Annotated in this window: 26 protein-coding genes; 20 read left to right on the top strand and 6 right to left on the bottom strand. The window is 66.4% G+C overall.

The features are described from left to right. Positions 1-161: 161 nt before the first annotated feature. A complete protein-coding gene (locus AAC050_RS13310) occupies positions 162-596 on the bottom strand; it encodes a PaaI family thioesterase (RefSeq protein ID WP_339915574.1) in 435 nt (144 codons plus the stop codon). A 50-nt stretch (positions 597-646) separates the two neighbouring features. Here AAC050_RS13310 and AAC050_RS13305 point away from each other — a divergent pair, with 50 nt between their 5' ends. From AAC050_RS13305 to flhA, 11 genes are all read left to right on the top strand, one after another. Beyond that, positions 647-970, top strand: coding sequence for a DUF3253 domain-containing protein (locus AAC050_RS13305; protein WP_339915573.1), 324 nt, complete (start codon positions 647-649; stop codon positions 968-970). Further along, positions 951-1,556: a uracil-DNA glycosylase family protein gene (locus AAC050_RS13300; protein ID WP_339915572.1), complete on the top strand. Its 606-nt coding sequence runs from the start codon at positions 951-953 to the stop codon at positions 1,554-1,556. The genes AAC050_RS13305 and AAC050_RS13300 overlap by 20 nt, the downstream gene beginning before the upstream one ends. Beyond that, positions 1,553-2,581, top strand: coding sequence for an alpha/beta fold hydrolase (locus AAC050_RS13295; RefSeq protein ID WP_339915571.1), 1,029 nt, complete (start codon positions 1,553-1,555; stop codon positions 2,579-2,581). Before AAC050_RS13300 ends, AAC050_RS13295 begins: the two co-directional genes overlap by 4 nt. An 85-nt stretch (positions 2,582-2,666) precedes the next feature. Next, positions 2,667-3,758 (top strand): Glu/Leu/Phe/Val dehydrogenase dimerization domain-containing protein, encoded by a 1,092-nt coding sequence (locus AAC050_RS13290; protein WP_339915570.1) that lies wholly within the window; start codon positions 2,667-2,669, stop codon positions 3,756-3,758. Between the two features lie 199 nt (positions 3,759-3,957). After that, complete coding sequence (gene fliF, locus AAC050_RS13285; RefSeq protein ID WP_339915569.1) at positions 3,958-5,577, top strand: flagellar basal-body MS-ring/collar protein FliF; 1,620 nt, start codon at positions 3,958-3,960, stop codon at positions 5,575-5,577. Continuing rightward, entirely contained in the window at positions 5,577-6,611 is a 1,035-nt protein-coding gene (fliG, locus tag AAC050_RS13280; RefSeq protein ID WP_339915568.1) for a flagellar motor switch protein FliG, read from the top strand. Before fliF ends, fliG begins: the two co-directional genes overlap by 1 nt. 1 nt (position 6,612) lies before the next feature. Then, the gene (locus AAC050_RS13275; RefSeq protein WP_339915567.1) at positions 6,613-7,269 is read left to right on the top strand and encodes a flagellar assembly protein FlbE; all 657 of its coding nucleotides are present in this window, start codon (positions 6,613-6,615) and stop codon (positions 7,267-7,269) included. Next, positions 7,269-7,601 carry a flagellar motor switch protein FliN gene (gene fliN / locus AAC050_RS13270; RefSeq protein ID WP_339915566.1) on the top strand — a complete coding sequence of 111 codons (333 nt, stop codon included), beginning with the start codon at positions 7,269-7,271 and terminating at the stop codon, positions 7,599-7,601. The genes AAC050_RS13275 and fliN overlap by 1 nt, the downstream gene beginning before the upstream one ends. A gap of 44 nt (positions 7,602-7,645) precedes the next feature. Beyond that, positions 7,646-9,034 (top strand): sigma-54 dependent transcriptional regulator, encoded by a 1,389-nt coding sequence (locus tag AAC050_RS13265; RefSeq protein ID WP_339915565.1) that lies wholly within the window; start codon positions 7,646-7,648, stop codon positions 9,032-9,034. Between the two features lie 2 nt (positions 9,035-9,036). Then, positions 9,037-9,957, top strand: coding sequence for a class A beta-lactamase (gene bla, locus AAC050_RS13260; protein ID WP_339915564.1), 921 nt, complete (start codon positions 9,037-9,039; stop codon positions 9,955-9,957). A 10-nt stretch (positions 9,958-9,967) separates the two neighbouring features. Beyond that, positions 9,968-12,067, top strand: a complete 2,100-nt coding sequence (gene flhA / locus AAC050_RS13255; RefSeq protein ID WP_339915577.1) for a flagellar biosynthesis protein FlhA — start codon at positions 9,968-9,970, stop codon at positions 12,065-12,067. A gap of 34 nt (positions 12,068-12,101) precedes the next feature. Here the strand turns inward: flhA and AAC050_RS13250 are convergent, their stop codons facing one another. Beyond that, complete coding sequence (locus AAC050_RS13250; protein WP_339915563.1) at positions 12,102-12,827, bottom strand: hypothetical protein; 726 nt, start codon at positions 12,825-12,827, stop codon at positions 12,102-12,104. A gap of 180 nt (positions 12,828-13,007) precedes the next feature. On the opposite strand from AAC050_RS13250, the gene AAC050_RS13245 reads away from it, so the two are divergent. The 3 genes from AAC050_RS13245 (at position 13,008) to AAC050_RS13235 (ending at position 14,950) form a co-directional block, all read left to right on the top strand. Next, positions 13,008-13,451: an NUDIX domain-containing protein gene (locus AAC050_RS13245; protein WP_339915562.1), complete on the top strand. Its 444-nt coding sequence runs from the start codon at positions 13,008-13,010 to the stop codon at positions 13,449-13,451. A gap of 113 nt (positions 13,452-13,564) precedes the next feature. After that, complete coding sequence (locus AAC050_RS13240; RefSeq protein ID WP_339915561.1) at positions 13,565-14,656, top strand: histidine kinase dimerization/phosphoacceptor domain -containing protein; 1,092 nt, start codon at positions 13,565-13,567, stop codon at positions 14,654-14,656. Positions 14,657-14,764: 108 nt separating this feature from the next. Next, on the top strand, positions 14,765-14,950 hold the full coding sequence (locus AAC050_RS13235; protein ID WP_339915560.1) for a CsbD family protein: 186 nt from the start codon (positions 14,765-14,767) through the stop codon (positions 14,948-14,950). Positions 14,951-15,025: 75 nt separating this feature from the next. On the opposite strand, the gene AAC050_RS13230 is transcribed toward AAC050_RS13235, so the two are convergent. The 4 genes from AAC050_RS13230 to AAC050_RS13215 are packed head-to-tail and all read right to left on the bottom strand — an operon-like array spanning position 15,026 to position 17,364. Beyond that, the gene (locus AAC050_RS13230; protein WP_339915559.1) at positions 15,026-16,204 is read right to left on the bottom strand and encodes a VWA domain-containing protein; all 1,179 of its coding nucleotides are present in this window, start codon (positions 16,202-16,204) and stop codon (positions 15,026-15,028) included. Next, positions 16,204-16,521 (bottom strand): HepT-like ribonuclease domain-containing protein, encoded by a 318-nt coding sequence (locus tag AAC050_RS13225; RefSeq protein WP_339915558.1) that lies wholly within the window; start codon positions 16,519-16,521, stop codon positions 16,204-16,206. Before AAC050_RS13225 ends, AAC050_RS13230 begins: the two co-directional genes overlap by 1 nt. A gap of 13 nt (positions 16,522-16,534) precedes the next feature. Continuing rightward, positions 16,535-16,822 carry a nucleotidyltransferase domain-containing protein gene (locus AAC050_RS13220; RefSeq protein WP_339915557.1) on the bottom strand — a complete coding sequence of 96 codons (288 nt, stop codon included), beginning with the start codon at positions 16,820-16,822 and terminating at the stop codon, positions 16,535-16,537. Between the two features lie 14 nt (positions 16,823-16,836). Continuing rightward, positions 16,837-17,364, bottom strand: a complete 528-nt coding sequence (locus AAC050_RS13215; RefSeq protein ID WP_339915556.1) for a GNAT family N-acetyltransferase — start codon at positions 17,362-17,364, stop codon at positions 16,837-16,839. 110 nt (positions 17,365-17,474) lie between these two features. Between AAC050_RS13215 and AAC050_RS13210 the strand changes: the two genes are divergently transcribed. From AAC050_RS13210 to AAC050_RS13185, 6 genes are read left to right on the top strand one after another with little or no spacing between them, the layout of a single operon-like run. After that, a complete protein-coding gene (locus tag AAC050_RS13210; RefSeq protein WP_339915555.1) occupies positions 17,475-18,395 on the top strand; it encodes a histone deacetylase family protein in 921 nt (306 codons plus the stop codon). A gap of 44 nt (positions 18,396-18,439) precedes the next feature. Beyond that, on the top strand, positions 18,440-19,099 hold the full coding sequence (locus tag AAC050_RS13205; protein WP_339915554.1) for a histidine phosphatase family protein: 660 nt from the start codon (positions 18,440-18,442) through the stop codon (positions 19,097-19,099). A 57-nt stretch (positions 19,100-19,156) separates the two neighbouring features. After that, the gene (locus AAC050_RS13200; protein ID WP_339915553.1) at positions 19,157-19,405 is read left to right on the top strand and encodes an exodeoxyribonuclease VII small subunit; all 249 of its coding nucleotides are present in this window, start codon (positions 19,157-19,159) and stop codon (positions 19,403-19,405) included. Then, a complete protein-coding gene (locus AAC050_RS13195) occupies positions 19,405-19,761 on the top strand; it encodes a tRNA-binding protein (RefSeq protein WP_339915552.1) in 357 nt (118 codons plus the stop codon). Before AAC050_RS13200 ends, AAC050_RS13195 begins: the two co-directional genes overlap by 1 nt. Before the next feature lie 50 nt (positions 19,762-19,811). Then, the gene (locus AAC050_RS13190) at positions 19,812-20,684 is read left to right on the top strand and encodes a polyprenyl synthetase family protein (protein WP_339915576.1); all 873 of its coding nucleotides are present in this window, start codon (positions 19,812-19,814) and stop codon (positions 20,682-20,684) included. Positions 20,685-20,702: 18 nt separating this feature from the next. Then, positions 20,703-21,257: a demethoxyubiquinone hydroxylase family protein gene (locus AAC050_RS13185; protein ID WP_339915551.1), complete on the top strand. Its 555-nt coding sequence runs from the start codon at positions 20,703-20,705 to the stop codon at positions 21,255-21,257. Positions 21,258-21,335 lie beyond the last annotated feature (78 nt).

Here is a 21,335-nt window from a genome sequence, read left to right as displayed (position 1 = left end):
CAGCTTCCCCGGCCTGGACCGGATGGACAACCTATTGAGAGCTCACATCTAGAGCGAAATCGGTTGAGTTGGACGAAGTCCGACTCGGCTCAGATTTCGCTCCAGTTTGAACCGGGACCATTTTTTTGTTTCAGGTCGATTCGACCTGAAACAAAAATGGTCTAGCTGCGGTCGGTGAATTTCCGGATCACGCCGGAATAGGTCATCAGCGTGCGATCGCCGGTGGTGATCTGGCCGCGCACGAAGATCAGCGACCCGCCGGCGCGCACCACCTCGCCGGTCGCCTCGATCAGCTCACCGACATAGGCCCCGTCGATGAAGGTCGAATCCAGCTGGATGGTGACCCCGTTGCGGCCCTCCATCTCCTGATAGGCGATCTGGAACAGGGCGATGTCGGCAAAGGTCATCAGACAGCCGCCGTGCATCCGGTCGCCGGCGTTCATATGTTTGGCCTCGGCCCGGAAGGCACAGCGCATGCGGCCGTCGGTGTCGGGCCGGAAATAGAAGGGCCCCACCGTCTGGTCGAAGGTGCCGTGCAGGTCGTACATCTGCCATCCGGCGAACTCGCCCTCGCTCACCGTGACTTTCGCGACCATAGTCCTTACTCCGCCTTCTTTCCGCTATTGCAGTGCAGCATATAGACCTCATGAACGATCCGATCGAGAGCGCCATCTTCGAAAAACTGGCCAGGGCCGACCCCAAAGGCGTCGGCGGCAAGAGTATCGAGCCGTCCGAAGTGGCCAGGGAGCTACAGCCCGAGCAGTGGCAGCGCATGCTGCCCAAGGTGCGGCACTGCGCGCTGGCCCTGATGCGTCAGGGCAAGCTGACCATCACCAAAAAGGGCAAGGTGGTTGATCCGACGGCTTTCAAGGGTGTGATCCGCCTGCGTCTGCCGACGCCCGAGGAAACGGCTGCCGCCCTGGCTGCCCTGCCGCCGGTGGTCGATGAGGATGACGACGACTTCGCCTGATCCTGATCTCGGAGCCGTCCTCGACGACATCCGGGCTTGCCGCGCCTGTCTCGGCGAACTGCCGCACACGCCGCGCCCTGTGGTGCACGTCTTTCCCGAGACCCGGCTGCTGATCTGCGGTCAGGCCCCGGGGCGACGGGTGCACGAGAGCGGCCTGCCGTTCACCGACCCCTCGGGCGACCGGCTGCGCCAGTGGCTGGGTGTCGATTACGAGACCTTCTACGCCGACCCGCGCATCGGCGTGGCTCCCCAGGCCTTCTGCTATCCCGGCACGGCACCCAAGGGCGGCGACTATCCGCCGCCGCGACGCTGTGCCGAGCTGTGGCGACCCCGACTGCTGGCGGCCCTGCCGCGTATGGAGCTGACCCTGCTGGTCGGCGGTCATGCCCAGGGTTGGGCGCTGGGCGATGCGGCGAAATCCGGCATGACCGGGACGGTGCGGGCGTGGCGCACATTCACGCCTGACATCCTGCCGCTACCCCATCCGTCGTGGCGCAACACGGCCTGGCTGCAGAAAAACCCGTGGTTCGAAACGGAAATCCTGCCCTGGTTGCAGCAACGTGTAAGGGAGATCCTGGCCTTATGATCCGACGCCTGTCTGTCCTGTGCCTGGCATTGACGCTGGCGGCCTGCGCCACCCCCTATGTCCAGCCGCCGTTGACCCCGCCGGCAGGCTTTACAGGGCCGCGCATCGAGGATGCGCCTGCCGGGCGGTCCGGAGCCTTCGTCGTGCAGGACGGAGCCCGTCTGCCGTATCTGCGCTGGTCGCCGGCGGACGGCGAACCCTGGGCCGTGATTATCGCCCTGCACGGCATGAACGATTCCCGGGCCGCCTTCCGCCTTGCCGGTCCGTGGTGGGCCGAGCAGGGGATCGAGACCTGGGCCTATGACCAGCGCGGCTTCGGCGAAAGCCCCGGTCGCGGGATCTGGGCCGGAGAGGCGACGCTGACCACCGACCTTCGCACGGTCGTCTCCCTCGTCCGGGCGCGTCATCCCCACGCCCTCGTCGCCGTCGTCGGCGAGAGCATGGGCGGGTCGATCGCGGTCGCCGCCTTCGCTTCGGACCAGCCGCCCGAAGCCGACCGGCTGATCCTGCTGGCCCCGGGGGTGTGGGGCTGGTCCAGCCAGGGCTGGCTCAACGGCACCAGCCTGTGGTTTGCCTCACGTCTGTTCGGCGACCGCGCGGTCGAACCGCCCGAGTGGGCCGTCCGCGACATCCGCGCCTCCGACAACATGCTGGAACTGATCCGCAACGGCCGCGATCCCAACAGCATCCTGGCGACCCGCTTCGACACCCTGTCCGGCCTGGTCAGTCTGATGGAGACGGCCTCGCAACGGCTGGGCGAGACCCGGGTGCCGACCCTGCTGCTGTACGGGGCGCATGACCAGATCGTCACCCCCGGGCCGATGCGCCGCGCACTGGAACGGGCCACAGGGTCGCCGACCCTGCGTACGGCCTGGTATCCCGATGGCTGGCACCTGCTGGACCGCGATCTCGGCGCGGTCACGGTCTATGCCGACGTCGTCGCGGCCCTGCGTGATCCCGCGGCCCCCCTGCCGTCCGGGGCCACCGGGGTCCTGCCGCATTTGCAGGCCGACCCGGACCGTTGAGGCCGACGGTCATGCTTGCCGCCGCGTCATCCTGAGGGTATTTGGCCCGCAACAAGAATAATGCCCGGGATGAGACGCAGTGAGCATGACCCTTTTCGATTCTCCGTCTTTTGCGAACCATGAAGGCGTCCACGCCTTCTTTGATGAAAAGACTGGCCTCAAGGCGATCATCGCCATCCACTCCACCGCGCGCGGCCCCGCCGTCGGTGGCACCCGGATGTGGAACTATGACTCCAGCGCCGAGGCGCTCGAGGATGTGCTGCGTCTGTCACGGGGCATGAGCTACAAGAACGCGGTCGCCGATCTGGAGATGGGCGGCGGCAAGTCAGTCATCATCGGCGACAGTCGCACCGAGAAGACGCCCGAGCTGTTCGCCGCCTTCGGCCGTGCCGTCGATACGCTGGGTGGCATCTATTATGCGGCCGAGGATGTCGGCGTCTCGGTCGAGGATATCGCCGCGGCCCGGGCGGTCACGCCCTGGGTCCTGGGTCTGAACGACGGACCGGAAGCCTCGGGCGATCCCAGTCCCGTCACGGCCGAGGGCGTGTATCGTTCGACCCTGGCCGTCGCGCGCCGGCTGTGGAACCAGGATGACCTGACCGGTCTGTCGGTGGCGCTCCAGGGTATCGGTCACGTCGGCGGCTATCTGGCCGACAAGCTGTACGCGGCCGGCGCGAAACTGGTCATGACCGACGTCAATACGGCGCTGCTCGAAGAGGTCGCAGCCCGCACCGGAGCCGAGATCGTCGCGCCGGACGCCATCTATGACGTCAAGGCCGACATCTATGCGCCCTGCGCGCTGGGCGCGACGCTGAACCCGCAGACCCTGGACCGGCTGACGGTCAAGGCCGTGGTCGGGGCCGCCAACAATCAGCTGGCCACGCCCGAGATCGGCGAGGAGCTGTTCGCGCGCGGCATCCTCTATGCCCCCGACTATGTCATCAACGGCGGCGGCATCATCAATGTCGCCTCCGAACTGCGCGCCCGCCAGGCCGGCACCGCCTATGACCCGGCCTGGGTCGAGACCAAGCTCAGCCGCCTGATGGAAACCCTCGAGGAGATCCTGGAGCGGTCGGTGTCTGAACGGCGTCCGACCCACGAGATCGCCGCCGCCATCGCCGAGGCCCGCATCAATGCGGCGTCCGATCTCAAGGCGGCCCAGCGCCGGGCCGCATAGGACGACCCCGCCCTCCCGATCGACGTCGTCCATCCGGGGCCGGATTACGCTCCATATTGAATCTGGCGCACTTTATCCCGCCCACCAGCGGGAAAAGTCCATCCAACTGACGCACCTTAACGCGCCGTTTACCACGCAGGCGGCAGTTTCTGCCTAGCGGGCGTGTTCGGTCTCCCGTCAGTAAATTGGGTGGGGACGCGTGGGCGGCTTCTCGGCGGCGTTGCAGAGATTTGGAATTGGTCGACTGACCGTGGTGCTGGGCGTTGCCGCCGGCGTCGCGGCGGTGCTTGTCGCCATCATGCTGCGTATCGGCCAGGCCCCGGATGCCCTGCTCTATTCCAACCTGGATCTGCGCGAAGCGTCGGAAATCACCAGCGCCCTGGACAGCGCGAGCATTAAATACGCGTCCCGGGGGGACGGTTCGACCATCTTCGTCAGCCGGGATGACGTCGGCACCGCGCGTCTGATGCTGGCGGGCAAGGGTCTCGTGACCTCGGGCTCGGTCGGTTACGAGCTGTTCGACAACCAGTCTGTGCTGGGCCAGACCGAATTCCAGCAGAACCTCAACGAACAGCGGGCGCTTCAGGGCGAGCTGTCGCGCACCATTATGTCGATGCGCGGCATCACCTCGGCGCGGGTGCAGATCGCCATGCCGCGCCGCGAACTGTTCCAGTCGGACGGTGTGGAGCCGACGGCGGCGGTGGTGGTCGGTGTCAGCGGCGGTGCCCTGACCGGCAGCCAGGTCGAGGCGATCCGCAATGTGGTGGCCTCATCGGTGCCGAACCTGAAGCCCGAGAAGGTGACCCTGACCGACACCGCCAACCGGACCCTGGCCGCGGGCAGCAGCGCCGACGGTTTCAACGCGGCCTCGGCCCAGGACGCCAAGAACTCGACCGAGGCCCTGCTGCAGGCGCGGATCAAGGACATCGTCGAGGGTGTTGTCGGTGTCGGTTCCGCCCGGGTCCAGGTCACCGCCGATATCGATCACAGTCGCTCCACGACCCAGGAGCTGCGCTATGATCCGGACGGTCAGGTGGTGCGTTCGACCTCGACCAACGGCTCGGAATCCTCAGACACCTCAGGGACCTCGGACGGCGGTGCCACCGCGACCAACAACATTCCCGGTGGCCAGGCTCCAACCACGACGCCGGTCGGCTCGACCAATACCAACAACACCGAGACCACCAACTACGACATTTCCAGCACCACCACGACGACCATCAAGGAGGCCGGCGAGGTCAAGAAGCTGGCCGTGTCCGTTGTGGTCGATGATGTGCGGGTCCCTTCGGCCGACGGCAAGGCCCCGCCCACCTATACGGCCCGTACGCCCGAACAGATTGACCAGATCAAGACCCTGGTCGCCGCCGCGGTCGGCATCGACGAGGCCCGGGGCGACAAGATCGAGGTTCTCAATGTCGGCTTCACCCATGACGTCAGTGATGTCGGGGGCACCGAGGCCGGGTCCTCCCTGCTGGACTTCACCAAGAATGACATCATGCGCGGGGTCGAGCTGCTGGTGCTGCTGATCACCGGTCTGTTGCTGATCTTCTTCGTGCTGCGACCGCTGCTGAAGACGGCGGGCGGCGGCGGTTCCATGCCCGCGCTCTCCGCTTCGGGGGGTGTGGCGGCCCTGCAGACGTCCCTGGCTGCGGATAGCGTGCCCCAGATCACTGGCCCGTCCGACATGGAAAAGCGTCTGGATATGGCGCGCGTCGAGGGACAGGTGAAGGCGTCATCGGTGAAGATGGTCGCGGATTTCGTCGAGAGTAACCCCGATGAATCGACCTCGATCCTCCGCAACTGGGTGCATGAAGGCTGATGGCACGCGCGGCCGGCAAAAAGGTGGTCATCGAGGACCCCAACAAGCTGACCGGGCCGGAAAAGGCTGCGGTCATCCTGTTGGCCCTGGGCGAGGACCATCCCCGCCTGTGGGAGTCGCTGGACGAGGAGGAGGTCAAGGAGATCTCCCAGGCCATGGCTTCACTCGGCACGGTCGCCTCGAGTGCGGTCGAGGAGTTGATGGTCGAGTTCGTCTCCGGCATGGCCGGGTCGGGCTCGGTCATGGGCAGTTTCGAACAGACCCAGCGCCTGCTGGCGGCCTTCATGCCGCCGGACCGGGTCGACGGCCTGATGGAGGAGATCCGTGGTCCGGCCGGCCGGACCATGTGGGACAAGCTCGGCAATGTGAACGAGGCGGTCCTCGCCAACTATCTCAAGAACGAATACCCCCAGACCGTCGCCGTGGTCCTCAGCAAGGTCAAACCCGACCATGCCGCCCGGGTGCTGACCTCCCTGCCGGAGGATTTCGCCCTGGAATGTGTGCAGCGGATGCTGCGGATGGAGCCGGTGGCGCGCGACATCCTCGACAAGATCGAACAGACCCTTCGCACCGAATTCATGTCGAACCTGGCGCGCACGTCCAAGCGCGACAGTCACGAGCTGATGGCCGACATCTTCAACAGTTTCGATCGCCAGACCGAGGCCCGGTTCATCGGTGCCCTGGAGGAGCGCAATCGTGAGGCGGCCGAGCGCATTCGCGCCCTGATGTTCGTGTTCGAAGACCTGTCCAAGCTGGACCCGGGCGGGGTTCAGACCCTGCTGCGCGCTGTCGAGAAGGACTCGCTGGGGCTGGCGCTGAAGGGGGCCTCGGAAGGTCTGCGCGAAATGTTCTTCTCCAACATGTCCGAACGCGCCTCCAAGATCATGCGCGAGGACATGGAGTCGATGGGGCCGGTCCGCCTCAAGGACGTCGACGCGGCCCAGACTGCCATGGTCCAGATCGCCAAGGACCTCGCCGCCAAGGGCGAGATCATGCTGGTCGGCCAGGGCACCGACGACGAGTTGATTTACTGACATGACCGATCCCGCAGCCCCCCGTCCCTATGTTTTCGATACCGAGTTCGACGTCGGCGGTGTCGTGGTCACGCCGTCGAGTTTCCGGCCGACCAAACGCGCCTACACGCCGGCCGAGGTCGACGCCCTGCTGGCCCAGGCGAAGCTCGAGGCACGGCAGGCGGCCCTCGAGGAAGTCGAGAGCCTTCAGGCCGCGGCCATCTCCGCCATTGGCGAGGCGTTGTCGTCCGGGGTGCCCGCCCTGACCACCCTGATCCAGACCCACCGCGAGCAGGCCTCGCATCTGGCTCTGGTGGCCGCGCGCGTCATCGCCGCCGGTGCTCTCGACCGTTTTCCCGAAGGGGCCCTGCAGGCGGCACTGGAGGCTCTGGGCCAGGAAATCGACGCCTCGCCGCGGTTGGTCATCCGGACCGGGGGACTCGATGACGCCGTGCGGGAGCGGATGGAGCGTCTGTGCACCGACGCCGGTTTCTCCGGTCTGGTGGCCTTTCGCGACGAGCCTGAGCTGGCGGTCGCCGCCTTCCAGCTGGAATGGGCTGACGGACGTGCCGAATTCGATCCCGCCGCGGTTTACGAGCGTATGTCCGAGGCCCTCGCCTCGGCCCTCGCGGCCGAGGCGGGCCATGCTGAAACCCTTTCTGACGGGAGGCCCCTGTAATGGCCACTGATGATCTGTCCCTCGAGGAGTTTCCGGAGTCGACCGCCGTCGCGACGGTTGAGGAGGATGGTCAGAAGACCGCCGCCGATCTCGCCACCGTATTCGACGTACCGGTCAATATTTCGGCCGTGCTGGGCAAGGCCCACATGACCGTGGCCCAGTTGCTCAAGCTGGATAACGGCTCGGTGCTCGAACTCGATCGCAAGGTCGGCGAAGCCATCGATATTTTCGTCAACAACCGTCTGGTCGCGCGCGGCGAGGTCGTCGTCGTCGACGACCGCCTCGGCGTGACCATGACGGAAATCATCAAGACCGAGGATTCCAGCGCCTGATCGGTCGCTGGATCCCCGCAAGTAGAGATTAGAGGAGAAGACCCATGCGGCTTCTGGTGGTTGGACGGCTCTCGGGCCAGCTGGCGTCGGCGGTGAAGATGGCCATGGCCCACGGGGCCAAGGTCCAGCACGTCGAGCGCATCGACCAGGCGACGGAACAGCTCCGGCGCGGGCAGGGGGCTGACCTGCTGATGGTCGACTACAACCTCGACATCGGGGCCCTGATCGCCGCCAATGACGCCGAGCGCATCCATGTGCCGGTCGTGGCCTTCGGCATCGATGCCAATGCGGCCGAGGCCGCCGCCGCCATCAAGGCCGGGGCCAAGGAATTCATCCCCCTGCCGCCCGAGGCCGACCTCATCGCCGCGGTCCTGTCCGCCGTGGCCGATGACGACCGCCCGCTGATCTCGGCTGATCCGTCGATGAAGGCTGTGGTCATGCTGGCCGACCAGGTCGCCCGGTCCGAAGCCTCGATCCTGATCACCGGCGAAAGCGGCGTCGGCAAGGAGGTGATGGCCCGGTATCTGCACACCAATTCCAAGCGGTCCGAGCGCGCCTTCATCAGCGTCAACTGCGCCGCCATTCCCGACAATCTGCTGGAGTCGGAACTGTTCGGCCACGAGAAGGGGGCCTTCACCGGGGCCGTGGCCCGTCGCATCGGCAAGTTCGAGGAGGCCGACGGCGGCACCCTGCTGCTCGATGAGATCAGCGAGATGGACGCCCGGCTCCAGGCCAAGCTGCTGCGCGCCATCCAGGAGCGGGTCATCGACCGGGTTGGCGGCACCAAGCCCGTGCCGGTTAATATCCGCATCATCGCCACCTCCAACCGCGATCTGGGCCGGGCGGTCAGCGAGGGCACCTTCCGTGAGGACCTGCTCTATCGCTTGAACGTCGTGAATCTGCGTCTGCCGGCGCTGCGCGAACGGCCCGGCGACATCGCCGCCCTGGCCGATTTCTTCGTCAAGAAATACGCCGCCGCCAATGGCGTGCCGGTGCGGCCGATCGCTGCCGACGCCCGCCGCGCCCTGGCCGGTCATCGCTGGCCCGGCAACGTCCGCGAGCTCGAGAACGCCATGCACCGCGCCGTGCTGCTGGCGACCGGAACCGAGATCGACGTCGACGCCATCCGCCTGCCCGACGGCCAGCCGCTGACGGGTGCCGACGGCGTCACCGGGGACGCGGGCTTCGCCGGTCGCGCCGCCCAGACCGCCGACGCCGTGGCCCGCGCCCATGTCGGTCAGACCGTGGCCCAAATGGAAAAGACACTGATCCTCGACACCCTGTCGCACTGCCTCGGCAACCGCACCCACGCGGCCACCATCCTCGGCATCTCGATCCGCACCCTGCGCAACAAACTCAACGAATATTCCGATGACGGCACGGCCATTCCGGCCCCGCAGTCCGGCATCGCCGCCTCCGGCAACGCGGCCTGATTATGAGCACAGGGTCGGACCGTAGAAGCGTCCTGACCGGCCTCGGTGCGCTGGGCGTTATGGGCTGTTCACAACAGGCTGCGCCCGAAGCGGCACCCGGGGTCCAGCCGCCGCGGCCTGCGGTCGCGATGGCGGCCATTGACCTGTCGGCGCTGGAGGCTCGCGATGGCGGTCGCCTCGGCTTCGTCGCCCTGGATACCAACACCGGTCGCAGCCTCGGCTGGCGGGGCGATGAGCGGTTCGTCTATTGTTCGACCTTCAAAATATACCTCGCGGCGGCGACCCTGATCCGCATTCAGGACGGCCACGAAACCGCCGACCGCCGGATCCCGGTCACGGCGGCCGACATGGTCTCACACGCTCCGGTGACCGGGCCCGCCGTCGGCACCGGTCTCAGCGTGGATCGCCTGATGCAGGCCGTGGTCGAGGTCAGCGACAACCCGGCCGCCAACCTGCTGCTCAAGACGAACGGCGGACTTGAGGCCATGCGGAATTTCTACCGCTCCATCGGTGATGACAGCACCCGCGTGGATCGGTTCGAGCCGGAAATGAACCGGCTGGACGGCGACAAGGACACCATCCTTCCGGCCCGGTCGGTCGCCAATCTCCAACGCCTCTTCCTCGATTCCGCCTCGCCGTTGAATGCAGGATCGCAGGCGCGTCTTCTGGACTGGATGTTCGCCTCGCCCACCGGTGTCGACCGGATCAAGGCCGGAGTTCCGGCAGGCTGGCGCGTGGCGCACAAGACCGGCACTGGCGGCTATGGGCCGACCAATGACATCGGCCTGCTCTATCCGCCGACCGGCCAGCCGGTAATCGTCGCCGCCTACTATCATGCGACCCCGACAACCTCCGGCGCGGCCAATGACGCCGTCATCGCCGACGCCACCCGAATCGCCCTGAAGTCGCTCGGATATGACTGACACCCCCATCATGATGAAGGACGGCATGGCCCGTCCCAGCAGCAAGGATATGCTGGGCTGGTTCGCGCGCGGCGAGGTCGGCATGGCGGTCGGCGTCATGGGCGTCATCCTGCTGCTGATCCTGCCGGTGCCGAAATTCCTGCTCGACATGCTGCTGGCCATCTCGCTGGTCTCCAGCGTGCTGATCCTGATGACTGCGGTGATGATGAAGCGGCCGCTCGACTTCGCCATCTTCCCGACCGTGCTGCTGGTCTCGACCCTGTTCCGGCTGGGCCTGAACCTGGCCTCGACCCGGCTGGTCCTGACTCATGGTCACGAAGGGCACAATTCCGCCGGCGAGGTGATCCAGGCCTTCGGCTCCCTGATGATGGGCGGCAATTTCATCATCGGCATCATCATCTTCGCCATCATCCTGGTGGTGAATTTCGTGGTCATCACCAAGGGTTCGACCCGCATCGCCGAGGTCAGCGCCCGCTTCACCCTCGACTCCATGCCGGGCAAGCAGATGGCCATCGACGCCGACCTGTCCTCGGGTCTGGTCGACGAGGCCGGTGCCAAGCTGCGACGCAAGGAGCTGGAGCAGGAATCGACCTTCTTCGGGGCCATGGACGGTGCCTCGAAATTCGTGCGTGGCGATGCCGTCGCCGGTCTGATCATCACCTTCATCAACGCCATCGGCGGCATGCTGATCGGGGTGCTGCAGCATCAGATGCCCGCCAGCGAGGCGGCCAATGCCTATATCCAGCTGACTATCGGCGACGGTCTGGTGACCCAGGTTCCGGCCATCATCATCTCCATCGCCGCCGGCTTTCTCGTGTCCAAGGCCGGTGTCGAGGGCACCGCCGACAAGGCCTTCGTCGCCCAGCTGGCCACCAATCCCGTCAGCCTCGGCGTCGTCTCCGCCGCGGCGCTGCTGATTGGCGTCATCCCCGGCATGCCGCTGTTCCCGTTCGCCGCCCTGTCCCTCGGCACCGGCTTTATGGCCTGGCGACTGGGGCGCAAGCGGCTCCAGCCCCAGCAGACCGAGGCCCAGCTGGCCGCGGCCGCGACCGCCTCCGGTCCGAAGGAGGATATCGAGGAACCGATCAGCACGGCCCTGACCATCGACGAGGTCAAGATCGAGCTGGGCTATTCCCTGCTGTCGCTGATCAATGATCTGGAGGGCCGCCGCCTGACCGATCAGGTCCGGGCCCTGCGCCGTTCGCTGGCCCAGGAATACGGCTTCGTCATGCCGTCGGTGCGCATCCTCGACAACATGCGGCTCGGCACCCAGGGCTATGCCATCCGTATCAAGGAGATGGAGGCGGGCCAGGGCGAGGTGCGTCTGGGCTGTCTGATGGCCATGGACCCCAACGGCCGCCAGGTCGAACTGCCGGGCGAGCACACCAAGGAACCCGCCTTCGGCCTGCCCGCCACCTGGATCGACGAGAGCCTGCGCGAGGAGGCCACCTTCCGCGGCTACACCATCGTCGATCCCTCAACGGTGCTGACCACCCATCTGACCGAGATCCTCAAGGACAACATGTCCGAACTGCTGTCCTACGGCGAGGTACAGAAGCTGCTGAAAGAGCTGGGTGAGGAAGAGAAGAAGCTGGTCGAGGAACTGATCCCCTCGGTCGTCACCGTCACCACCCTGCAGCGGGTGCTCCAGTCCCTGCTGCGCGAGAAGGTCTCGATCCGGGATCTGGGCGCCATTCTCGAGGGACTGGCCGAGTCCGCCCCCCACACCAGTTCGGTCACCACCCTGGTCGAACACGTCCGCACCCGCCTGGCCCGTCAGCTGTGCTGGCAGCACAAGGGCGAGGACGGGGCCCTGCCCATCGTCACGCTGTCACCGGAATGGGAACAGGCCTTCGCCGAGGCCCTGGTCGGTCAGGGCGAGGACAAGCAGCTGGCCATGGCTCCGTCGCGTCTGCAGGACTTCATCCGCGCCGTCCGCGACGTGTTCGAACGCGCCGCTATGGCCGGTGAGAGCGCCGTGCTGCTGACCGGCCCGCAGGTCCGCCCCTATGTGCGTTCGATCATCGAACGTTTCCGCGGCCAGACGGTGGTGATGAGCCAGAACGAGGTCCACACCCGCGCCCGTCTGCGGACCATCGGCACGGTCTGATCCCGGGGCTGGCCCGCAGGACGGTGCGCTCTGTCTATTCCACCCGGGTCCAGCCCCCGGACGACGCGTTGCGGGCGGCGTCGTTGACCGGACGGGCGACCAGTCCGGACTGGCTGATCCACACCTCGTATTTCGCCCCGTCGGCCATCGGCATATAGGCCGCGCTGCCGTACAGGGTGTCGACCGCATCGACATGACGCCGATAGCGCCGGGCCATGTCCCAGACGCTGATCTTCCACGGCAGGGTGATGTTGCCGGGCAGGGTCGTGGGCCGGTCACCGCCGGACAGGGCGTGGACGCTGCGGGTGCTGTTCAATTCCTGGTCGATGCTCTGGTAGCGACCCGACAGGCGGTCGAGCCGGTACTGGGTGTCGAGCCCGATGACATTGGCCCACGGCTTCCACTTCAGCACCTGGGCCTCGATCCGCCAGTCATCGCCGTTCAGCATATAGACGTCGGAACGACCCGGCTGGGTCTCATCCGATCCGGGCTGGGATACGGTCGTCTCGAAATATTGCGGTCCAAGCTGTTTCAGCTCGATCGTCGCCACCGGCCGTTCATGGGTCAGCCGGGCATAGGTCTGGACGTTAAGGCCGGTCAGGGCCGCGATCGCCGCCACCGCGATCATGCCGCCGCCGCCGATCGTACCCAGGCCTCCCCCGAGGATTCGTCCGCTGAACAGCTTGCCCAGGCTGAACAGCGTCAGCATCAGGCCCAGCCCCCCGACCACCGCCGGCAGGATCCACCACCACCAGATCATTTCACGCTCCCCTACACAGTTAGCTTGACCGTAACAGATCAATGTCCCCGGCGGGACCGGGTTTCACCTGTCGGGCGACTATACCCGCACACCGACAGTCTGTAGCCCGGACTATTGTACGGTGCCGCCCCGGTCATTCACCGGGAGTTTTCTCCACGTTTTAGACCGCAGGACCCTGTTGTGCTTCAATTCGGCGTTCGTGATCCGTCTCTCGACTACAGGGAGCGCCCGACGGCCTTTGGCCTGGTCTTCCATGAGGCGCGACTGGCCTGCGTCCGCGTCGATCGCGGGCAGGGCAGCTATCATGACCTGCCCGGCGGAGCCGTGGACGGCGATGAGACCGAAGCCCGGGCCCTGGTGCGCGAATTCATCGAGGAAACCGGCATGACGGTGCGACCCGTGTCGCGTCTGGTCGAGGTGGCCCAGTATTTCCGCAAGACCGACGGCACACCGTTGAACAACCGCGGCGGTGTCTGGATCGCCGAACAGGTCGGCTTTGACCCCGCGGCCCGGGTTGAGGCCGACCACGAACTGGTCTGGCTGAATCCGCTCGCGGCCCTGTCCGCACTACGTCACGAGGCCCACGCCTGGGCCGTGACCCGCTGGCTGCGCCGAGCCGTCTGACATCGACCCTCGCCGGGCCGGAATGATCCGATCCGGAGTTGCGAGGTTACAAGGATTGTCTGGTACCCGCGTCCGCGTCGTGTAGAGGTGAGCGGCTGGCTGCGGAATTTTTCGTGCCCGGGCCGGATTCGATCTGCGTGATTACCAAGCCGATCCCGGGCATTGAAAACGCCCAGACCCTTGCCGAGGCGATCGTGGATACCATCCACGAACCGCTCCTCGTGCTTGACGGCGGTCTGCGCGTCCTCGCCGCCAGCCGCGCCTTCTACGAAATCTTCAAGGTCGATTCCGAACATACGATGGGCTGCCTGCTCTATGACCTGGGCGACGGTCAGTGGAACATCCCGGCCCTGCGCGAGCTGCTGGAAACCATCATCCCGACCCGGGTGGCGATGGACGGGTTTGAGGTCGATCACGATTTCCCCGGCGTCGGTCGCCGCACCATGCTGCTCAACGCGCGCAAGGTGATCTACGAAACCAGCCCGAATTCGACGATCCTGCTGGCCTTTACCGACATCACCGCCCGCCGGGTGATCGAGCGCGAAAAGGAACTGCTGCTCGAGCGGACGGAGGATCTGCTCCAGCAACAGCAGACCCTGTTGCGGGAGATGCAGCACCGCGTCGTCAACAGCCTGCAGATCATCGCCAGCATCCTGATGCTGAAGGCCCGCAAGGTGACCTCCGAGGAGTCGCGCGGCCATCTGCGCGACGCCCATCAGCGGGTGTTGTCGGTCGCCGAGGTCCAGTCCCACCTGCATGCGACCGGCGGTGTCGACCAGATCGCCGTCGGTCCCTATCTGACCAAGCTGTGCGGCAGTCTGTCGTCCTCAATGATCGGTGAGGGCCGACCGATCGCCATTGTGGTTGAGGCCGATGACGGCCTGATCGGCTCCGACAAGGCCGTCAGTCTCGGCCTGATCGTCACCGAACTGGTGATCAATTCGATCAAATACGCCTTTCCCGACGATCGACCTGACGCCCGCGTTACGGTTCTCTATGCCAGTGAGGGTAACGCCTGGACCCTGACCGTCGCCGACAACGGCGTCGGCACCTCCGCACCGGTGGCCAACGCGTCGGGCGGTGGCCTGGGCACGGCCATCGTTGAGGCCCTGGTCCGGCAGCTTGAGTCGCAGCAGACGGTCTGCACGGGACCGGGTCGCACGGTGACGATCAAGCATCTGGCCGAGGTGCTCGTCCCCGCCTGATGCGGCTGGGTCCCGCGGGTTCAAGCGGTGCCTTTCGGAACGTCAGCCTGATCTGTCCGCTGTCTTGGTCCGGTCGCCGCTGGGGCGACCCCTGACAGGAGACACGCAATGGCCGATCATGATCGCATCGAGGGTGCCGCCAAGAACATGGGTGGCAACGTCAAGGAAGCCGCTGGCAAGCTGACCGGCGACGAAAAGCTGAAGGCCGAGGGCCGCGCCGACCAGGTCGAGGGCAAGGTCCAGAACGCCGTCGGCGGAATGAAGGACGCCCTGCGCGACAGCAACAAGCACTGATTAACGGTCAACCGCTGCGGTCCGGCTGCTCCCGGGCTGGCCGCAGCGGGCAACTGTCCCCGCATCGGAGGCAGCCTATTTGGTCAGCGCCCGCATGGCCTTGTCGAGGCCGTCGATGGTCAACGGAAACATGCGTTCCTCCATTAGTTCGCGCACCATCGAGACCGAGGCGGAATAGCTCCAGTAGCGTTCCGCCACCGGATTCAGCCAGGCGACCTTGTCCCACTGCTGGGTCGCCCGCTTCAGCCAGACGGCCCCGGCCTCCTCGTTCCAGTGCTCGACCGAACCGCCCGGCATGGTCACCTCATAGGGGCTCATGGTGGCGTCGCCGACGAAGATGGCGCGCCAGTCGCCCGGATATTTGTTCAGCAGGTCCCAGGTGGCGATCTTCTCGCCGTGCCGGCGCCGGTTGTCCTTCCACACCCCCTCGTAGAGGCAGTTGTGGAAGTAGAAGAATTCCAGGTTCTTGAACTCGGTCCTGGCTGCCGAGAACAGCTCCTCGCACAGCTTCACATGGCCATCCATCGAGCCGCCGATATCGAGGAACAGCAGCACCTTGATCGTATTGCGACGCTCGGCCCGCATATGGATGTCCAGCCAGCCCTGGCGCGCCGTGCCGTCGATAGTGGCGTCCATGTCCAGCTCTTCGGCCGCCCCCTCCCGGGCGAAGCGGCGCAGCCGGCGCAGGGCCACCTTGATGTTGCGCGTGCCCAGTTCGACCGTGTCGTCCAGATTGCGGTACTCGCGCTTCTCCCAGACCTTGACCGCCCGGCCGTGCTTGCCCGGCCCGCCGATGCGCACCCCCTCGGGATTGTAGCCGCCGTGGCCGAACGGGCTGGTGCCGCCGGTGCCGATCCATTTGGACCCGCCCTCGTGCCGCTCCTTCTGTTCCTCCAGACGCTGCTTCAGCGTCTCCATCAGCTTGTCGAACCCGCCCATGGCCTCGATCGCGGCCTTGTCCTCGTCGCTGAGGTATTTCTCGGTCAGCAGTTTCAGCCAGTCGTCGGGAATGGCCGTGGTCAGGTCCTCGCCCGCGCCCACGGTCTCGACGCCCTTGAACACCCGGGCGAACACCTGATCGAACCGGTCATAGTGTTTCTCGTCCTTGACCAGCACCGCCCGCGACAGGTGGTAGAAGTTCTCGACCTGCCGTCCGGCCAGATCATGGTCCATGGCCTCCATCAGATGGAGCCATTCCTTCATCGACACCGGAACCCGGGCGTCACGAAGCGCGGTGAAAAAGGGAAGCAGCATCAGTCTTCGGGGAGGTGAGTGAGGGCCACGGCAAGCGCGGGCAAGCTGCCGATCACGATGCTCCAGAGCAGCGAAGGGCTGGCGGAGCCATAGTCATGGGCCAGCATATGGCGCAGCCCGGCCATCCCGCGCCAGTTCAGGTCGGGAATCCGCGCCCGGGTCGCTTCCGTCAGCCGGTTCGCTGCCTCACCGATGACGATCAGGCGCATGCAGACCGCGTCACGAGTCCTCATGTCCGAGCGGAATGTTTCGGGTGTCTGCCCTGACACATAGCCTTCGATCAGCGAGACAGACTCGCGAATTTCCGAGATCAGCACGGTATCGGGACGATCAGACGACAATGACGTCACGCATCGCAGAGTGACGAATGTACGGATTGTTCATGCCGTCGTCCGGGCACATGTCGACCTTCTGACCCAATCGGGCGGCGATTTCGTCCTTGAGGCTGAAGAAGTCCCAACCGATCGGCTTGGAGATGTCCACCAGCAGATCCACGTCACTGTCCGGCCCCGCCTCGTCGCGCGCATAGCTACCGAACAGGCGCACATTGACGATGCCCTGCTCTGCCAGCCAGGGCTTCAGGTCGCGCAGCTTGATCAGCAGTTCATCGCGGGTCATGGCCCCAGTATAGACTATCCGCGCCGCAGGATGAACTCCCGGTCGCGCCAGCTGCCGACCGGATACTCATATTCCCCGGCCTTCTCGAATCCATAGGCGGCGTACAGTTTCTGGGCCTTCAGATTGCCGCTCCAGACGCCGATCCATTCGGCTCCGTCGCCGTTGGCCGCCATCCAGTCCAGCGCCACCGCCAGCAATTTGGTGCCCAGCCCCAGTCCCTGCGCCGACCTGGCCACATACAGCCGCTTCAGTTCGGCGTGGGACGGGCGACCGTCCGGATGGGGCAGGGCGTTGGGGCCCGTCTGGGCGAAGGCGACGACGGTGCCGTCCACCTCGGCCACCCACCAGGCCTCGGCCGGGTCGGCCATCCGCGCGGTGGTGGTGGCCAGGCCGAACGAGGACTCCAGATAGGGTTCCAGCTCGGCCGGCGGATAGGGAATGCCGAACCCCTCGACAAAGGTCTCGACGAAAGTCGTCTGTCCCAGTCGCGCGACGGCGGGCGCGTCTTCAGGGCGGGCGGGGCGGATCACAACATCGGTCATGGTTCGCTTTCACCCCATGAACGGCCCGACTCAACCCCAATTCCTCCAGTCCCACCTTTCACCGAACTGCGCGGGTGTTGTTTGTCACCGTGGGTGCGTAACCTCACCCCATGAGCGTCGCCCTGTTCACCCATCCCGACATGATCAACCACCGGCCGGGTGCGGGTCATCCCGAACGGCCCGAGCGGCTGCAGGCGGTGCTGGATGCCCTCGACGCCGCCGGCCTGTCGCGCGACCGCCACGCAGCGACAGAAGCCGCCGTCGCCGATCTGGAGCGGCTGCACCCCGCCGCCCATGTCGCCCGTGTCCTCGCCGCCGCCCCGGTCGAGGGACTGGCCGCGCTGGACGCAGACACTCTCCTGTCTCCCGGCAGCGTCCGCGCCGGTCGTCTGGCTGCCGGGGCAGTGATCGACGCCGTCCGCGCCGTGGCCCGGGGCGACACCGCCCGCGCCTTCGCCGCCGTCCGCCCGCCCGGTCACCACGCCGAGCCGGACGTGCCGATGGGGTTTTGCCTGTTCTCCAATGTCGCCGTCGCCGCCCGTGTGGCGCAAAGCGAGGGCTTCGCCCGCGTCGCCGTGGTCGATTTCGATGTCCACCACGGCAACGGCACCCAGGCGGCCTTTGAGAATGACGCCAGCCTGTTCCTCGCCTCGATCCACCAGTCGCCCCTGTACCCGGGCACCGGAGCGGCGTCGGAGACCGGTCTCGGCAATATCGTCAATGCCCCGGTCCAGCCCCATGCGGCTCGCGAATCATGGCGCTCGACCTTCGCCGACACCCTGATGCCGGCCCTCGAATCGTTCGCGCCGGAGCTGATTCTGATCTCGGCCGGATTCGACGCCCATCGCCGCGATCCTCTGGCCCACCAGTCGCTGGAGGCCGACGACTTCGCCTGGGCCACCCGCGCCGTGCTTGAAGTCGCCCGCCGGACGTGCGGCGGCAAGGTTGTGTCCTCGCTCGAGGGCGGTTACGACCTCGAAGGGCTGGGCCGTTCCGCGGTCGCCCATGTTCAGGCATTGGGGGAGGAATAGGGACGACCCAGGGTGTATCGACCGCGCCGCCCGTCCCTCGAACCATGACCGCTGCCATTTCCGATTCAGACCCCGCTCCACAACCGTCCCCGTCGGCTGCTGCCGCCGCTGCTGCGGACCCGGCGTCCCTGCGTCCCGGGGCCATCATCCTGGCCCGTCACGGCGAGCCGGCCCTGTCGCGCAAATGCCGGATCTCCGCGACCCAGTACCGTGACTGGTGGGCCCGCTACGAGGACGGCGGCCTGCTGGCCGGTCAGACCCCGCCGCCCGAACTGGTCGCCGCCGCCCAGGGGGCCGGAGCCATTTATGCCTCGACCCGTCTACGGGCCCGCGAAACAGCCGCCGCCGTCGCCGATGGCCGCGAGGTCATGGTCGACGCCCTGTTCATCGAAGCGCCCCTGCCGCCGCCGGAATTCCCCGACTGGTTCCGCTTGCCGCCCAAATACTGGGGCGTGGTGGCCCGCTTCTGGTGGCATGTGTTCAACCACCATGAGGGCCAGGAAACCCGCCTTCAGGCCGAGGCCCGCGCCGAACAGGCGGCCCGGACCCTGATGGCCCGCGCCACCACCGGCGAGGACGTGCTGGTCTTCGCCCACGGCTATTTCAACCATATGGTCGGCGGGCGACTGAAGGCCGCCGGCTGGCGTCTGGCGCACAATCAGGGCTTCAAATACTGGTCCCAGCGGCGCTACGAGAAACGTTGAACGGGGAGACACCCTCTCCGGGGTTGGCGCGCCCGTCGCGTCCTGTAGAACGGTCCGATGACTGAAGCCGCCGCCATCCCCGCCGATCTCAGCTTCGAGGACGCCCTCGCCCGGCTGGAGGCGATCGTCTCCCGGCTGGAGTCGGGTCAGGCCCCGCTCGAGGAGTCGATCACCCTCTATGAGGAAGGCGCGCGTCTGAAGGCCCACTGCGAATCCCGGCTCAAGGCGGCCCAGCTGCGTGTCGAGAAGATCGTCGTCGGTCCGGACGGTCAGGCAAAGGGTGCCGAGCCGGCCGAGTTCGGCTGATGGCCACCGACCCGGTCGCCGATCGCATCGCCTTTGATGACTTCCTCAAGGTCGATATCCGCGTCGGCCAGGTCATTGCCGCCGATCCCTTCCCCGAGGCCCGCAAGCCCGCCTTCAAACTGACCATCGATTTCGGCCCCGCGATCGGCACCCGCAAATCCTCGGCCCAGATCACCCGTCACTACACCCCCGACCAACTGCTCGGCCGCAAGGTCGCCGCCGTGGTCAATTTCGCCCCGCGCCAGATCGGTCCCTTCATGTCCGAGGTCCTGACCCTGGGCTTTCCCGACGCGACCGGCGAGGTCGTGTTGCTGGGCGTCGACCGTGATGTTCCGCTCGGCGGGAGGCTGTTCTGAAACACCCTCCGCTCATCCCCTGCGCCGCCAATTCGTCCGCGCAGACGGTCATCGACCGGGTCGCCGATGTCGCCGATCTGGTCACCGTCGCCCTCGACGAACTGCTGCCGCGCGCCGATGGGCCCGAGGTCCGGCTGACCGAGGCGATGCGCTATGCCGCCCTCGGTCCGGGCAAGCGGTTGCGGCCCTTCTTCGCCCTTGAGGCGGCCAATCTGTTCGAGATCGAGGAACGCTCGGTACTGCGCGCCGCCTGTGCCCTCGAATGCGTCCACGCCTACAGCCTGGTTCATGACGACCTGCCCTGCATGGATGACGACGACGTCCGCCGCGGCCGTCCGACCCTGCACAGGGCCTATGACGAGGCCACCGCCGTCCTCGCCGGCGACGCCCTGCAGACCGCCGCCTTCGACATCGTCCTGCATCCGGACACCCACGAGGATCCGGCCATCCGCTGCGAACTGGCGGCGCGGCTGTCGCTGGCCTCGGGGGCTCGCGGCATGGCCGGCGGCCAGATGATCGACCTGCTGGGCGTGCGCGACGATCTGGGCGGTGTGGCCCGGATGCAGCGGCTCAAGACCGGGGCCCTGTTCACCTATGCCTTCGAGATCCCGCTGATCATCGCCCGCGCCCGCGATGTGCACCGTCAGGCCCTGACCAGCTTCGCCCACGACATCGGTCTGGCCTACCAGATCGTCGACGACCTGCTCGACGTCGAGGGCGATGAGGATCTGCTGGGCAAGGCCGCCGGCGGCAAGGACGCGGCCCGCGGCAAGACCAATTTCGTCACCCTGCTGGGGGTCGAGGCGGCCCGCCACCGGGTCGCCCACCTGGCCGATCAGGCCCGCGCCCACCTCGATCCGTTCGGTGACGACGCCGAAATTCTCAAGGCCAGCGTCGACTTCGTGCTGAAGCGCCAGTCCTGAAGCGCGGAGCCGAATCGCGTGGCGCTCAACACCTCGATCGCCGCCCGAATATTGCGGGTCAATCATGGGGGTGAGCACGGGGCCATCAACATCTACAGCGTCCAGATCGCCGTCGCCCGCCTGCGTGCGCCGGACCTGCTTCCGTTTCTCCGCGAGGCTCTGGACCATGAACGTTCGCACCGTTGCCAATTTCGCGACCTGATGCCGTCCCGCGAGGCCAAGCCGTGCCGGATGATGTGGATCTGGGGCGTCGGCGGTGGAGTTCTCGGCTTGCTCACCGGCATCCTCGGACGCGAAGCCATCCTCGCCTGCACCCAAGCGGTTGAGACAACAGTTCACCGCCACCTGGATGATCAGATCCGCTGGGCCTCAGGCCATGACGACGAACTGCGGAAGGTGATTGATGACATCCGGGCCGAGGAGGTCACGCACATCGCCTATGCGGTGGAAAATCGGGCCGGCCCCGGTTTCCGCTGGCTCGAGCGCCTGATCGAGGCGGCGACCGATGCGTTGATCTGGCTATCCACCCGCGGGGACTCGACCCGGCTGGCCCGGGAGCTTTCGCCCGACTGACCCCCGGATCATGGGCCGGAGCGACATTATGGACCCTCGCCGGGACCGGGTGCGCGCGCTAGATGCACCGGTTCTGCA

Origin of the sequence: uncultured Brevundimonas sp. (assembly GCF_963974615.1) — a bacterium.
GTDB lineage: Bacteria > Pseudomonadota > Alphaproteobacteria > Caulobacterales > Caulobacteraceae > Brevundimonas.
The sequence above is the reverse complement of the archived record's forward strand: the minus strand, read 5'-3'. Positions and strand labels throughout refer to the sequence as shown.